Here is a 13713-nt window from a genome sequence, read left to right on the forward strand (position 1 = left end):
CCGCCGGGCCACCTTGATGAGGGTGACCTTAGCGAGGGCGCCGACCACGACTGGCCGACCTGTGGCCTGCTACCGGCGGCGAGCGGGTTCGATGTTGTGGTTGGCGCGGAAGACGTTGCCCGGGTCGTGGACCGCCTTCAGCGCGCTCAGCCGATCCAGCGTCGGCTTCTCGTACAGTTCGGACCGGAAGTCGGCGGCGGCCCGCTCGCCGTAGACGAAGTTCAGCGACCGGCCCAGGGTCCACGGCCGAACGGCGTCGAAGAGCCGCTGGTGGGTGGCGCGCACTTCGGCCAGGCCGACGCCTTCGGGCGACGACAGCACCCGCAGGATGTAGTTCGCCGCCCGGAAGGACACCGCGCTCGGCGCCGCGGGCTCCCGAGCGAGCGCGCCGCCGAGGTGCCGCAGGTCGACGACGCACCCCACCGCCGCGTCCGCGCCCGCCAGCCCGATGATCGCGTCGAGGACCTCGGGCGGCAGGTCGCTCAGCAGCGCGCTGTTGCCGTCGTAGGCGTGGGCGAAGTCCGGCTCGCGGTAAATGGAGCCCGCGTCGCGGTAAGCCAGTTCGCCCACCGCGTCGATCAGGGTCGGGGCGACCGCGCGCCACGGCTGGATCAGGCCCGGACCCTCGGCGATGTCGGTGGTGGCGAACCGGACGTGCAGCACATGCCTGCCCCGTAGCGGCTCCGGGAACACGGGCAGCGGCGGGTAGCCGATCATGCCCACGGACGCGGTGATCGTCTCCGGCGCCCGGGCGGTCCAGTCCCGGAAGAAGGCCAGGACCGCCTCGGCGTGCTCTGAGCCGAAGTAGATCCCGCCGCCGTAGATCCGCTCGACCGGCCGCAGGCCGATCTCCAGGCTGGTGACGACGCCGAAGTTGTCCCGCCCGCCGCGCAGCGCCCAGAACAGGTCAGGGTCGGTCGCGGCGGTCACGTGCCGTAGGTCGCCGTCGGCGGTGACGACGTCGACAGCCCGCACGTGGTCGGCGGCGTAGCCGACCTCACGGGCCAGCAGGCCCATGCCGCCCGCGAGGGTGTAGCCCACGACGCCCACGTGCCCGGCCGACCCGCTGGGCGGGACCAGCCCGTGCGGCTCGGCCAGCGCCACTACCGCCGACCAGCGCGCGCCCGCGCCGATCCGGGCATAACGCCCCTCTGGGTGCACGGTGACCTCGGCCAGTCGCTTGGTGCTGATCAGCACGCCGCCGTCGACGGGAACGGTCACGCCGTGCCCGGTCGACCGCACGGCGACGGCGAGCCCGCGCTCGGCGGCGAACCGGACCGCCGCGCGCACGTCCTCGGCATCGGCGGCCCCGACGACCACCGCGGGCCGGGGGTGGAAGCCGGTCTGGAAGCCCGCCAACTCCGCCGCGTAGCCGTCCTGTCCCCGCCCGAATACCGGGCCGCGCACTTGGTCCGCGAGAAAGGCCAGCTCATCGCGGGTCGGGGAAGCCATGTGCCGCAAATCCGCACTCCTGCCATCGTGCCCGGTCCGTTCACCGGGCGTCATGACTCATCGTGCGGTCGGCGTGATCAGAAGTCCAAGAGCGGCTGAGTCTGACGACCAGAAGCTCCGCTTATACCCGCTGCTCAACGGCAGCGAACGCCGCTCGCGCGTAGTCGAGGAACCGGCGCGCGGCCGGGCTGCTCGGCCCGCCCGCCCGCCAGGCCAACGCCATGCGCCCGCGCAGCCCTGGCCCGGAGACCCGCACCGCCGTCAGGTTCTCCGCCCGCTCGGCGGCCAGCGACGCCGGGAGGATCGCGGGCCCGAGCCCGCGGGCCGCGAGGTCGGCCAGCATGGCCGGGTTGCTGACCTCCAGCGCGACCCTCGGCTCGAATCCCGCCGCGGCGCAGGCCCGCTCCAGGCAAGCGCGCATCCCGGTGCCCTTGGGAAGGCTGACCAGCCCCCGCCCGCGCAGCGCCTCGATGCCGACCGCGCCCGCGCCCGCCAGCCGGTCGCCGGAGCTGACCGCGATCACCAGTTCCTCGTCGACGATGACGTCGAGCGCGACGCCGTCCGGCTCCTCCTCGGTCAAGGCGACGACGGCCACGTCCAGCCGCCCGCTGATGACCGCGCCCAGCAGCCGGTCGGAGTCGTCCTCGGACAGGGTGATCTCCACCCCGGGGTAGTCCTGGTGGAAGTCGGCCAGCACCGGCGGCAACTCGACCGACGAGCACGCCCGCACCATCCCGACGGCCACCCGCCCGCGCACCAGCCCGGCGAACTCGTCCACCGCGAGCCGCACCATGGCGGCGCCGTCCAGCACGGCGCGCGCGTAGCCCAGCACGGCCTCGCCGACGTCGGTGAGCCGGACCGTCGGACCGGACCGGTCGAACAGCGGCTGCCCAAGCTCCCGCTCCAACCGCCGCACCTGCGCGCTGACCCCGGGCTGCGCCACGAAGAGCTTCGCCGCCGCCTTGGTGAAACTCGCCTCATCGGCCACTGCGACGAAGTACTCCAACTGACGCAACTCCATGCCGCCGAGGGTAGGCGACGGCACTGCGCCGACTGGCGTTCCCGCCGGTCACGGCCGTGGCCGCGCTGGTGCGGCAGGGGTGGTGTGAGCCCTGGCACGTGACCGAATTCTGTGAAACGCACTTGTCACGGTGGTTGTCTGGTTATCGTTCGGCCGCCGTGGGCGCGCAGCCTTGGTTCCTCGGCAACGTCCGAGCGCTGTGTCCAGCACAGCTCCCCGGCCCGACCGAGAGAGACTGGTGAGACGCTGGCATGACCGATCTGATCATCGCGGTCGCGCTCTGCGTCGCCGTCGCCGTCGCCTATGCCACGGCCGCGCTCATCCAGGCCAGGCACGCGCACCTGAGCATGTGGGCGCTGATTCGGCTCCCGGTGTGGTGGGCGGCCTTCGGCCTCAACGCCCTCGGCGCGGCCCTGCACGTGCTGTCGCTGGGATTCGGGCCGCTGTCGCTGATCCAGCCGCTCGGCGTGCTGACGCTGGTCATCGCGGTGCCGTTGACCGCTGCCACGGCGCGGCGCGGGGTGACCAGGACCGAGACGGTCGGCATGGTGTGCACGGTGATCGGCCTCGTGGGCCTGACCCTGCTCGTCACCACCGGCGGCGACGGCGACACCCTCGCCGACCACGAGCTCACCGGTCTGCTCCTGGCCACGGCTGCCATCGTCGGCCTGCTCACCGCCCAGGGACAGCGGGCGGGGGCGTCCCCGCTGTGGGAGGCCGTCGCGGGCGGCTTGGCGTTCGCCGTCTGCTCGGCCCTGTGCCAGACCGTGGTCCTGCGCGTGCAGGCGAGCGGAGCGACCGCCCTCGCCCAGCCCGCGACCATCGTCGCGATCATCTCCGTCGCCGTGCTGGCGATCGCGGCCACCGTGACCACGCAGCGCTCCTACCGCGACGGCCTCGGCGCCCCGCTGGCGGTCACCAACCTGGTCAACCCGACCAGCGCCACCGCCATCGGCATCGTCTTCCTCGGCGAGGAACTCGCCACCACCGGCCTGGAGATCGCCCTCGCGGTCGGCTGCGCCGTCATCGCCGCATACGGCGTGACCCAGCTGGCGCGGGCTCGCGACCTGCCGGTCGCGGCTCCCCTGCTCGCCATCGCGACCGACGACGAAGCCCGCTCGGACGCCGCCTGATCCCCTGCGGTCATGCGGCGTCCGAGCGGGGGCTCACAAGGCGAGCCGCGGCCAGGATCGCGTGTCCCGCAGCAGTTGCCGGTCGTGGGTGGCGATGACGACCGCGGCCGGGGTCGACCCGAGCGCGGCGGTCAGCTCGTCGACCAGCGCGGCCGAGAGGTGGTTGGTCGGCTCGTCCAGCAGCACGACGTGCGGGCGGGCGAGCAGGACCAGGGCCAGGTCGAGCCGCCTGCGGGCGCCGACGGACAACTCGGCGACGGGCCTGCGCCGGTCGTGCCCGTCCAGCAGGCCCAACTCGCCGAGTCCGGGGCCGGGCACCCCGGAGCGCGCGAGGCGTTCGTCGTAGAGATCCGCCGCCGTGCGTGAGAGCGGCAGGGCGGACTCCTGCCCCAGCCGTCCGATCCGCGCGGGACGGGCGCGGGTGACCGTGCCGGTGCTCGGTGTCAGATCGCCCGCGAGCACACCGAGCAGGGTCGACTTGCCCGCGCCGTTGGGCCCGGTGACCAGCAGCCGGTCGCCGGAGTCCAGCGCCAGGTCGACCGGACGCTGGAGCCGGGCGGCGACGGTCACGCCGTCGGCGCGCAGCAGGGTCGCGCCGCGGTGCTCGGGCAGGTCGGGCAACGCGAACCGGGTCGGTGGCGGCGGGACCGCCACCACGTGCGTGGCCAGGTCCTCCTGCCGCCGCCGCACGGCCCGGACCAGGCCGGGCGCGCGGGTGGCGCGGGAGTGCTTGCCGTGCCCCTTGGCAGGCCGCCAGTTGTCGCGCAGCCGGTTCTGCGCGGCGGACAGGTCGTCGGCGAGCCGCGCGCGTTCGGCGACCTGCTCGGCGTGCAGCGCCGCCCAGCGGGCCCACTCGGCGCGGCGACCCTCCACATAGGCCGGATAGCCGCCGCCGTAGACCCGGGGCCTGCCGTCGCTGGACGGGTCGAGGTCGACCACCGTGGTCGCCACGTCGGCCAGCAGCGCCCGGTCGTGGCTGACCAGCACGACCACGCCCGGGTGGGCGCGCAACCGCTCGGTGAGGTGGTCGAGCCCGCTCGCGTCCAGGTGGTTGGTCGGCTCGTCGAGCAGCAGCACGGAGTGGCCCGCGCCGAGCAGGCAGGCCAGCCGCACCCGGTGGCGCTGCCCGACCGAGAGCGCGCCGAGCGGGCGGGCGCGGTCGGCCACGGCGTTCAGCGCGGCCAGTGAGACCTCGACCCGCCGGTCGGCGTCCCACGCGTCGCGCGCCTCGGCCTCGGCGAGCGCGGCGGCGTAGTCGTCGTCCGCGTCGGGACGGCCCTCGGCGAGCGCGGCGGTGGCGCGGTCCAGCCGGGCCACCGCCCGGCGCGCGTCGGCCAGTTCGAGATCGATCAGGTCGCCGACGGTGTCCGTGGGGCCCAGCGGGATCTGCTGGTCGGCGACCCCGACCGACCCCGCGTGGCGCACTTCGCCCCGGTCGACGGGCAGGTCACCGGAGAGCACCCGGAGCAGGGTGGTCTTGCCTCGGCCGTTCTCGCCGACGACGGCGACCCGGTCGCCCGCGGCGGCGGCGAGGTCGACCCCGGCGAGCACTGGCCGCCCGCCGAAGGAGAGGTGGACACCGGACATCCGGACGTGCGCGGCGCGCGCGGGAACCAGTGAAAGAGATGACGACATGAGGGAACTGCCTCCATGGAGAAAGTGATGCGCGAAAAGGACGAAGACCGGCGCCGCGGCCCGCGGCGCCGGAGGAGGCGTCGTCCTCTTACAGGAACAGCAGTTGCTGCATCACGTTCGCCAGGTTAGCGCGGATGCGGGGTCCACTCATCCGAATTACCCCCAGGGGGACCACGCCGGGGCCGCGCTGACCTGCGAAGCCGCCGAACGTCAGCCCATCGAGTGAACCCCTCGTTCTCGCTGCGGGAATGCCCGGCGGTCGTGATTAGGGTGCGCTGAAGTCGAGCCGAACGGAAACGAGCGCCGGAGATGATGCGGAAGTCAGGAAGCGTCGCGGCCGTCGTCGCCGCGACCGCCCTGGCGGTGGTGCCGCACGCGGACGCCGAGGCGTCGTTCCTCCTTCCCGATCTGCGGCAAGCCCCGGTGGGCTGCGCAGGCGGCCACACCGGTCGGCCCGCGGCGTGCGCCGACTGGGACGTGTGCCTGGTCGCGGACGCGTCGGCGGCGAACGGCGCCTGCGTGGCCACCGGCCCGGCCAGGGCGGTCCGGCTGCGGTTCACCACCGCCGAGGACAACGTCGGCGACGGACCGCTGCTGCTCTACGCGCACCGCGACAGCACCGCCCGGCCGACCATGACCGTGCGCCAGGCCTTCCAGTCCGGTGTGGACGGTTCCATTCCACCGGGCCACGCCCAGGCCCAGCGGCCCATCCCCACCACCGCCTACTACGAGCCCGCCGCGACCCACGAGCACTGGCACCTGACCGACTTCACCCACTTCCGGCTGCGCTCCACCGACGGCACGACCCTGGTGACCGACCGCAAGAACGGGTTCTGCCTCGGCGACCGCTACCCGGTCGCCGACGCGCGGTGGCTGCCCGGCAAGCCGCGCGGCGAGACGAGCCCGGCCGCCGTGCTCGCCCAGGCCCTGCGCGGCAACACCTGCGCCCACCACCAACCGGCCGCGCTGGACGTGACACTGGGGATCTCGGTCGGCTACGGCGACGACTACCGCCACACCGTCGACTTCCAGTGGCTCGACGTCACCGAGGTGCCCTCGGGCGTCTACGACGTGGTCAGCACCGTGAACCCGGACCGGACGCTGCTGGAGAAGTCCTACGACAACAACACCTCGTCGCTGGCCGTCGACATCCGGTGGCCGCGGGGCGCCCGGGGGCCGGGCGGGGAGATCCTGCGGCCCCCCGTGGTCGAGATCCTGCGCAGCTGCCCCGGCAAGCCCTCGTGCGCCGCGCGCGGCTGACGCCGCCGGTTTCCCCGTCCGACCGACCCCCGACGATCGGCCCCCTGCGGACGGATCAACCAAAATACGCATCCGGCGCAAAGGCACCTTAATCGGAAATTTTCCTACCCCTGATGTCTTCCCAAAGATTTAACCGGGCGCATACGGTGCGTCGCCGCACGTCCCCTCTGCGCCAAGGAGAAGGCAATGGGTCGAACTCCCAGCACTCTGCGAACGGCAGGCGCCACCACGCTGGCCGCCGCCGCGCTCGCGCTGGCCCCGCTCGCGACGAGCACGGCCGCGTCCCCTTCCCCCGACTCGGCGAACGCCACCGCGGCCGCGGAGTGCCTGACCCCGCCGGGGAACCAGAACGCGGCGGCCAAGGGCACCCGGGCTCCCGACCACGAGCCCATGTCGGCCGAGGACGTCGACCGGGTCGAGGCGCGGACCGGGAAACTGTTGGCGCAGAAGCGGACCCAGGGCTACTTCGTGCCGCAGGGCGCGTTGGCCTCGGCAACCATCCCGGTCTACGTGCACGTGATGATGAGCGCGAGCGGCGCGGGCGACGTGTCGAACGCGCAGATCGCCGAGCAGATCTCGGTGCTGAACAAGAACTTCGACGGCAAGGAGTCCCCGCACGCCGCCGACACCGGCTTCACCTTCCGTTTAGCGGGCATCGACCGGTTCCGCAACGACGAGTGGCACAAAGACAGGCACAGCACCTCCTACCGGGCGCTGACCCGCAAGGGCGGCATGAACGCGCTCAACATCTGGCTGGTCGACTTCGACTACCTCGGCATCGCCACGTTCCCATGGAGCGGCAACCCCTTCATCGACGGGGTCCGCGTGCACTGGAACTCCCTGCCCGGCGGCGGCATCGCCAACTACAACCTCGGTGAGACCGCGACCCACGAGGTGGGCCACTGGCTCGGGCTCTACCACACCTTCCAGGGCGGCTGCACGACCAAGAACGACCAGGTGGCCGACACCCCGGCGCAGTCCTCGCCGACCAACGGCTGCCCGGAAGGCCGCGACTCCTGCACGCTGCCCGGCATCGACCCGATCCACAACTACATGGACTACTCGTTCGACTCTTGCTACAACCAGTTCACCGATGGCCAGAGCAGGCGGATGAGCGACATGTGGGTCGCCTACCGGGCCTGACTCCCCCGCCGCGCGTCACATCCGTTCGGCCCCGCCACCACGAGGCGGGGCCGACTTTTTTTCGCCCTACTGGTACCCCACAGGGGTATAGGGTATACAGTCAGGCAAGAGCCACTACCAGGAGGAACACCATGTCGACAGAGCACGAGCACCACCACCAGGCCGGCCCCGTCTCCTGGGGCATGGCCGCGTCGGCCACCCTGCACTGCCTCACCGGCTGCGCGATCGGCGAGGTGCTGGGCATGGTCATCGGCACCGCCCTGGGCTGGGGCAGCCTCGCGACGATCGCCCTGGCCGTGGTCCTGGCCTTCTTCTTCGGCTACGCGCTGACGATGCGCGGGGTCCTGCGCGCCGGAGTCGACTTCCGACAGGCGGTGAAGGTGGCGCTGGCCGCGGACACGGTCTCGATCGCCGTCATGGAACTGGTCGACAACCTCGTCATGGTCGGCGTTCCCGGGGCGATGAACGCGGGCGTGGCCAACTGGGTGTTCTGGGCAGCGCTGGCCTTCGCCCTCGGCGTCGCGTTCGTCGTCACCTGGCCGGTCAACCGGTGGATGATCGGCCGCGGCCTCGGCCACGCCGTGGTGCACGCGTACCACCACTGAGCCCGGGCTTGCGCTCTGCCTCGATGGACATCAAGATAGAGACATGTCTAAACAGGAGCTGCCGCTCGCGCCGTGCGGCCCGCCGCTGACCCGGGACCCGCTCACCCCGGAGCGGGCCGACGAACTGGCGCGCGCGTTCAAGGCGCTGGGCGACCCGGTGCGAGTGCGGCTGCTGTCGCTGATCGCCTCGCACGAGGGCGGCGAGGCGTGCGTGTGCGATCTGACGGACGCCTTCGACCTGACCGGGCCGACGATCTCGCATCACCTGAAGGTGTTGCGGGAAGCGGGAATGATCGACGGCGACCGGCGCGGCACGTGGATCTACTACCGGGTCCGGCCGGAGGCGCTGCGGGACCTGTCAGAGTCGCTGCGCCCCGCCGACCAGGCCGGGACGGTGCTCGCGTGACCGCCGTCGACACCGCCCCGGTCGTGGCCCGACTGTCGCGGTTGGACCGGTTCCTGCCGGTGTGGATCCTGGCCGCGATGGCGCTGGGCTTGGGCGCGGGCAGGCTGATCCCCGGGCTGGGCGACCGGCTCGACGCGGTCCAGATCGACGGGATCTCGCTGCCGATCGCGATGGGCCTGCTGGTGATGATGTACCCGGTGCTGGCCAAGGTCCGCTACGACCGGCTGGACACGGTCACCGGGGACCGCAGGCTGATGCTGCTCTCGTTGCTGCTCAACTGGGTCCTCGGTCCCGCGCTGATGTTCGCGCTGGCCTGGGCGCTGCTGCCGGACCTGCCCGAGTACCGCACCGGCCTGATCATCGTCGGCCTGGCCCGGTGCATCGCGATGGTCATCATCTGGAACGACCTGGCCTGCGGCGACCGCGAGGCCGCAGCGGTGCTGGTCGCGCTGAACTCGGTGTTCCAGATCGTCATGTTCGGCGTGCTGGGCTGGTTCTACCTCTCGGTCCTGCCCGGCTGGCTCGGCCTGCCCGAGACCAACCTGGACATCTCCGCCTGGGCCATCACCAAATCGGTGCTGATCTTCCTCGGCATCCCCCTGGTCAGCGGATACCTGACCCGGCGCATCGGCGAACGCGCCAAGGGCCGCGACTGGTACGAGACCCGGTTCCTGCCCCGGATCGGCCCTGCCGCCCTCTACGGGCTGCTGTTCACCATCGTGATCCTCTTCGCCCTCCAGGGCAGGCAGATCACCAGCCGCCCCCTCGACGTCGCCCGCATCGCCCTGCCGCTGCTGGCCTACTTCGCCGTCATGTGGGCCGGGTCCTTCGCCATCGGCCGCGCCACCGGCATGACCTACGAGCGCACCACCACCCTCGCGTTCACCGCCGCGGGCAACAACTTCGAACTCGCCATCGCCGTGGCCATCGCCACCTTCGGCGTCACATCCGGCCAGGCCCTCGCGGGCGTCGTCGGCCCCCTCATCGAGGTCCCCGTCCTCGTCGCCCTCGTCTACGCCGCCCTCTGGGCCCGCCGCCACTTCACCCCTCCGGAGACACCGTGAACACCATTCCCGAGGTCCTGTTCGTCTGCGTCCACAACGCGGGCCGCTCCCAAATGGCCGCCGCGCTGCTCGACCACCACGCCGCGGGCCGGGTCACCGTCCGCTCGGCCGGGTCGGCGCCCGCCGACAGCATCAACCCGGCCGTCGTCGAGGCGATGGCCGAACTCGGCCTCGACCTGAGCAAGGAGTTCCCGAAGCCACTCACCACCGAGGCGGTAGAAGCCGCCGACGTGGTCATCACCATGGGCTGCGGCGACGCGTGCCCGATCTTCCCTGGCAAGCGCTACCTCGACTGGCAGCTCACCGACCCGGCGGGCAAGGGCGTGGACGCCGTCCGCGCGATCCGCGATGACATCGACGCCCGCGTGCGCACCCTGCTGGCCGAGCTGACCGTCACTGTCTCCTGACTCTCGGGAACAGGTCGCCACGCGGCTTCTGTGGGGCGTGGCTGTGGGGTCTGCTCGATGGGGCAGGTGCTGTTGGCAGGAGGACAGGTTCGCGGGTCTGGCTGGCAAACCGAGGAACCGCCCTCGCGCCCCACGCCCCCGATCCAGCCCCACCAACCACACCCCACCAACCAACCCCACACGAGTCAGCGGGGAATGTTCAGGTGGCCACGGATGGTGGTGCCCGTCGCGTCCGTGTGTTGGCGGACCAGGTCGACCAGGTAGTTGACCAGGAGTAGGCCTCGGCCGCCGGGTTGGGTGGCGGGGGCGGGGATTCGGCCTGCGAGGGGGTTGGTGAGTCTGCCTGAGTCGTGTACCTGGAATACCAGGGTGTCTGCCTCGACCCAGAGGGTCAGGGTGCCTTGGCCGCCGCCGTGCATGATGGAGTTGGCCACTAGTTCGGCTACCGCGAGTTCCAGGTCGCCCAGGCGGGGGGTGGGGATTCCGGCGCGTTGGGCGTGGTCGACGGCGAAGCGTCTGCAGGTAACCAGTAGGGAGCGGTCGAAGGGCAGGGTGGCGGCGGCGGTGGGGGCGGGGGGTAGGGGGAGGTTGTAGGTCGACAGGATTCGCCCGGGGGCGTAGCCGGGGCTTTCTCGGTCGCCGTCGCGGTCTATGAGGGTGGGGTGGGTGGCCTCGGCGTCGGCTAGGACGGTGGGGTCCAGGTGGTCCAGGTCGTAGGGGCACAGGATGGTGACCTCGCGGCCGGTGAAGGCCAGGTTGATCAGCGCCTCGTGCTGCACGCAGGCCGGGTACTCCACGGATGTGCGGCCTGCCCAGATGGGCTCGCCGATGATGCGGACGCGGCCGTCGAGGCGGGCGTCGGCGAAGGCGCGCAGGACGCCGGGGATGATGCGGCCGGGGTTTCGGCCTGCCTCGGTCATGTCCAGCCACTGCACGGCGTCGCCGTCGCGGCCCAGTTCGTCGCGCAGGAGGGCCAGGTTGGGGCCGGGGACGGCGACCGCGACCGGGTGCCCGTTGGCCAGGCCCTCGCGGATGAAGGGGACAGTGCCCGCCAGGTAGTCCTGTGCGCCCGCGTAGAACAGGGCGGGGTGGATGAACTGGTCGACGGCGGTGTCGACCCGCGCCGGTGTGGCGCCCTGTGGCTCGTCGTCAGTCGAGATCGTCACGGTCGCGAGCCCTCCCCATCCCGGTCGGCGGCCAGTGCCGACCCAGGACGCTCCAGCAACCGGATCCCGACGATACAGGTGTCGTCGTCGGTGTCGGCGTTGCTGTGGGTGAGCAGCCGGTCCAGCAGGTCGTCCACGTCGCTCGCCTGCCCCTCGGCGGTGCGCAGCAGCCGCGCGAGGGAGTCGTCGACGGCGCAGTCGCGGCGTTCGATCAGGCCGTCGGTGTACATCAGCAGGGTGTCGCCGGGGCGGAGTTCGACCTGGCCCTGTTCGTAGCGGGCGTCCGCGCGGGCGCCCAGCAGCATCCCGCTGAGGAACGACAGCGACGTGGCCCGCCCGTCGCGCAGCAGGACCGGGGGCAGGTGGCCTGCCCGCGCCCAGGTCAGCACCCGGGTGTCCGGGTCGTACACCCCGCACAGCGCGGTCGCCAGGACGCGTTCGGTCAGGTTGTGCGCGACGACGTTGAGCCAGGCCAGCAGCTGGTCGGGGGCGGCTCCGGTGGCGGCGAGGCCGCGCAGGGCGTTGCGCAGCAGCACCATGCCCGTCGCCGCGTCGATGCCGTGGCCCGCGATGTCGCCGACCGAGAGCAGGATGCCCCCGCCCGGCAGGACGACCGAGTCGTACCAGTCGCCGCCGACGAGGTGGCCCTTCTCGGCCGGGCGGTAGCGGGCGGCGACCCGCAGGCCGGGCACGTCGATCGGGTCCTGCGCGGAGGGCATGATGGCCCGCTGCAGCTGCAGGGCCAGCCGGTTGCGCTCGGCGGACTCCTGCTCGGTGTGCGCGAGCTGGTCGCGGGTCGCGGCCAGCGCCACCTCGGTCCAGTGCTGCGCGGAGACGTCCTGGTACGCCCCGAGCACGGCGACGAGGTTTCCGACGTCGTCCAGGACCGGCTCGGCGATGACGCGGCTGTGGCGGGTCGCCCCCTCGGCCGCGCGCAGGCGGATCGCGGTGGACGCGGGCCTGCGGTGGTAGAGCAGGGTGCGCAGGAACCGGCCGATCGCGGTCGCGTCGTCGGGGTGGGCCCGCGCGGCGAGCTGCCGCAGCGGGATCGGCGGCGCGGTGGGCGGCAGCCCGTGCAGCTCGAAGAGCTGGCCGCTCCAGGTGATCTCGCCGGAGACCAGGTTCTCCTCGAACCCGCCGATGCCGCCGAGCCGCTGGGTGTGCTGCAGCAGCGCGGCCAGCCGGGTGGTGTCGTCCAGGACCCGGCAGGTCAGCAGGACGCCCCCGGACAGCCTGCTGATCCCGACCGCGGCCTCGACGGTGTGCACGGCGTTGTCGACCAGGGTGGCCACCGGCATCCGCTCGGTGTGGAAGGGCTCGCCGGTGGCGTGCACGCGTTGGATCTTGTCGAAGAGCCCGCCCGCCTGCGCGGCCAGCGGGTAGGCCTCCAGCAGCGGCGCGCCGACGATCCGCTCGGGCGGCCTGCCCGCCGGGTCGCGGAAGCGCGGGTTGACGTGCTCGACGCGGAAGTCGGCGAGCCAGCCGTCCGCGTCGAGCAGCGGGACCAGGACCAGGGTCGGGTCGAGCAGCCCGTCGGCGAGGCCTGCCAGCTCGGACACCGCCTCGGCTGAGGCGGGCGCGGCCGGGCCGCGGTCGGCGTCGAGGGTGTGCGCGCACAGCTCGGCCAGCGCGCCAAGCTGTTTGCCGCCCGCGGCAGGCAGCGCGGGCACCGGGCCGGGCCAGCAGACCTCCAGCACGCCCAGCACCCGCCCACCCGCGGCGGCGGGCAGCACGACGCGCGCCCCCTCGGGGCGCTGGTGGCAGCCGATGGTCGGCGCGGTCGAGCCGCCCTCGGTCCACACCGGGCCGCGCTCGACCAGCGCCCGGCGGGCCGCGGTGGGCACATCGGGCGGCACGTAGTGCCAGCGGCGGGCGTCCTCGTCGGTGAACCCGGCGCTCCCGGCCAGCCGCAGCGACCCGTCCGCCCCGGCCGCCCACACCGCCGCCGCGCACGCGCCGAGCGGGGCGAGGGCGTGCTCCAGCAGCGACTCCGCGACCGCCTGGGTGTCCGCGGCGTCGGCAGCGACGCTCTCCGCGGCGCGCAGCCAGCCGGCGACCGAACGACTCACCGAAGCGTGGCCGTTGCGCGCGGCGACGGCCACCGCACCTGGCGGGCTCTGGTCGACGGTCTGGCGGGCAATCTGCTCAACGGTGTCGGCCTGGTCGAGGATGTCGGCTGCCAGCTCCACGCGCGACAGCCCTGCCTGCTCGGCGAGCCGGGCGAGCTGGCGCGCGGCCTGCGCGGGACTGATGCCCAGGCGCTCGACCAGCACGCCCTTGGCGAGGTCGACCACCGCCCGCTCCGCGGCGGCCGCGCGCACCTGGTGCACCTGCGCGCGCAGCCGGTCGACCGTGGCGGCCAGCCGTGCGGGATCGGCCGAGGACTGCTCGGCCCTCTCCGCGGTGGCGGGACTGTCCACG

At 72.8% G+C, this 13713-nt stretch carries 12 protein-coding genes; 7 read left to right on the top strand and 5 right to left on the bottom strand.

What is annotated here, in order from left to right:
* Positions 1–69: 69 nt before the first annotated feature.
* Positions 70–1452: an FAD-binding oxidoreductase gene (locus BLS56_RS03105; RefSeq protein ID WP_091447960.1), complete on the bottom strand. Its 1383-nt coding sequence runs from the start codon at positions 1450–1452 to the stop codon at positions 70–72.
* Positions 1453–1573: 121 nt separating this feature from the next.
* Positions 1574–2473 (bottom strand): LysR family transcriptional regulator, encoded by a 900-nt coding sequence (locus BLS56_RS03110; protein WP_091447962.1) that lies wholly within the window; start codon positions 2471–2473, stop codon positions 1574–1576.
* A 251-nt stretch (positions 2474–2724) separates the two neighbouring features.
* Between BLS56_RS03110 and BLS56_RS03115 the strand changes: the two genes are divergently transcribed.
* On the top strand, positions 2725–3606 hold the full coding sequence (locus BLS56_RS03115) for a DMT family protein (RefSeq protein WP_091447963.1): 882 nt from the start codon (positions 2725–2727) through the stop codon (positions 3604–3606).
* Between the two features lie 33 nt (positions 3607–3639).
* Here BLS56_RS03115 and BLS56_RS03120 read toward each other — a convergent pair whose 3' ends face one another.
* On the bottom strand, positions 3640–5241 hold the full coding sequence (locus BLS56_RS03120) for an ABC-F family ATP-binding cassette domain-containing protein (protein ID WP_091447965.1): 1602 nt from the start codon (positions 5239–5241) through the stop codon (positions 3640–3642).
* Positions 5242–5553: 312 nt separating this feature from the next.
* On the opposite strand from BLS56_RS03120, the gene BLS56_RS03125 reads away from it, so the two are divergent.
* The 6 genes from BLS56_RS03125 to BLS56_RS03150 all read left to right on the top strand — a co-directional run bounded on the left by BLS56_RS03125 (position 5554) and on the right by BLS56_RS03150 (position 10126).
* Positions 5554–6501 carry a lysyl oxidase family protein gene (locus BLS56_RS03125; protein ID WP_091448763.1) on the top strand — a complete coding sequence of 316 codons (948 nt, stop codon included), beginning with the start codon at positions 5554–5556 and terminating at the stop codon, positions 6499–6501.
* 186 nt (positions 6502–6687) lie between these two features.
* On the top strand, positions 6688–7644 hold the full coding sequence (locus tag BLS56_RS03130; RefSeq protein WP_091447966.1) for a zinc metalloprotease: 957 nt from the start codon (positions 6688–6690) through the stop codon (positions 7642–7644).
* A 131-nt stretch (positions 7645–7775) separates the two neighbouring features.
* Entirely contained in the window at positions 7776–8249 is a 474-nt protein-coding gene (locus tag BLS56_RS03135) for a DUF4396 domain-containing protein (RefSeq protein ID WP_091447968.1), read from the top strand.
* 43 nt (positions 8250–8292) lie between these two features.
* Positions 8293–8655 (top strand): ArsR/SmtB family transcription factor, encoded by a 363-nt coding sequence (locus tag BLS56_RS03140; RefSeq protein ID WP_091447970.1) that lies wholly within the window; start codon positions 8293–8295, stop codon positions 8653–8655.
* Positions 8652–9719 (top strand): ACR3 family arsenite efflux transporter, encoded by a 1068-nt coding sequence (arsB, locus tag BLS56_RS03145; protein ID WP_091447972.1) that lies wholly within the window; start codon positions 8652–8654, stop codon positions 9717–9719. Before BLS56_RS03140 ends, arsB begins: the two co-directional genes overlap by 4 nt.
* The gene (locus BLS56_RS03150; protein WP_091447973.1) at positions 9716–10126 is read left to right on the top strand and encodes an arsenate reductase ArsC; all 411 of its coding nucleotides are present in this window, start codon (positions 9716–9718) and stop codon (positions 10124–10126) included. Before arsB ends, BLS56_RS03150 begins: the two co-directional genes overlap by 4 nt.
* A gap of 185 nt (positions 10127–10311) precedes the next feature.
* Here BLS56_RS03150 and BLS56_RS03155 read toward each other — a convergent pair whose 3' ends face one another.
* A complete protein-coding gene (locus BLS56_RS03155) occupies positions 10312–11286 on the bottom strand; it encodes an anti-sigma factor RsbA family regulatory protein (protein WP_091448764.1) in 975 nt (324 codons plus the stop codon).
* Between the two features lie 2 nt (positions 11287–11288).
* A complete protein-coding gene (locus tag BLS56_RS03160; RefSeq protein WP_091447974.1) occupies positions 11289–13712 on the bottom strand; it encodes a SpoIIE family protein phosphatase in 2424 nt (807 codons plus the stop codon).
* Position 13713: the final 1 nt, after the last annotated feature.

Origin of the sequence: Actinokineospora iranica (genome assembly GCF_900101685.1) — a bacterium.
In the GTDB taxonomy this organism is placed as follows: domain Bacteria; phylum Actinomycetota; class Actinomycetes; order Mycobacteriales; family Pseudonocardiaceae; genus Actinokineospora; species Actinokineospora iranica.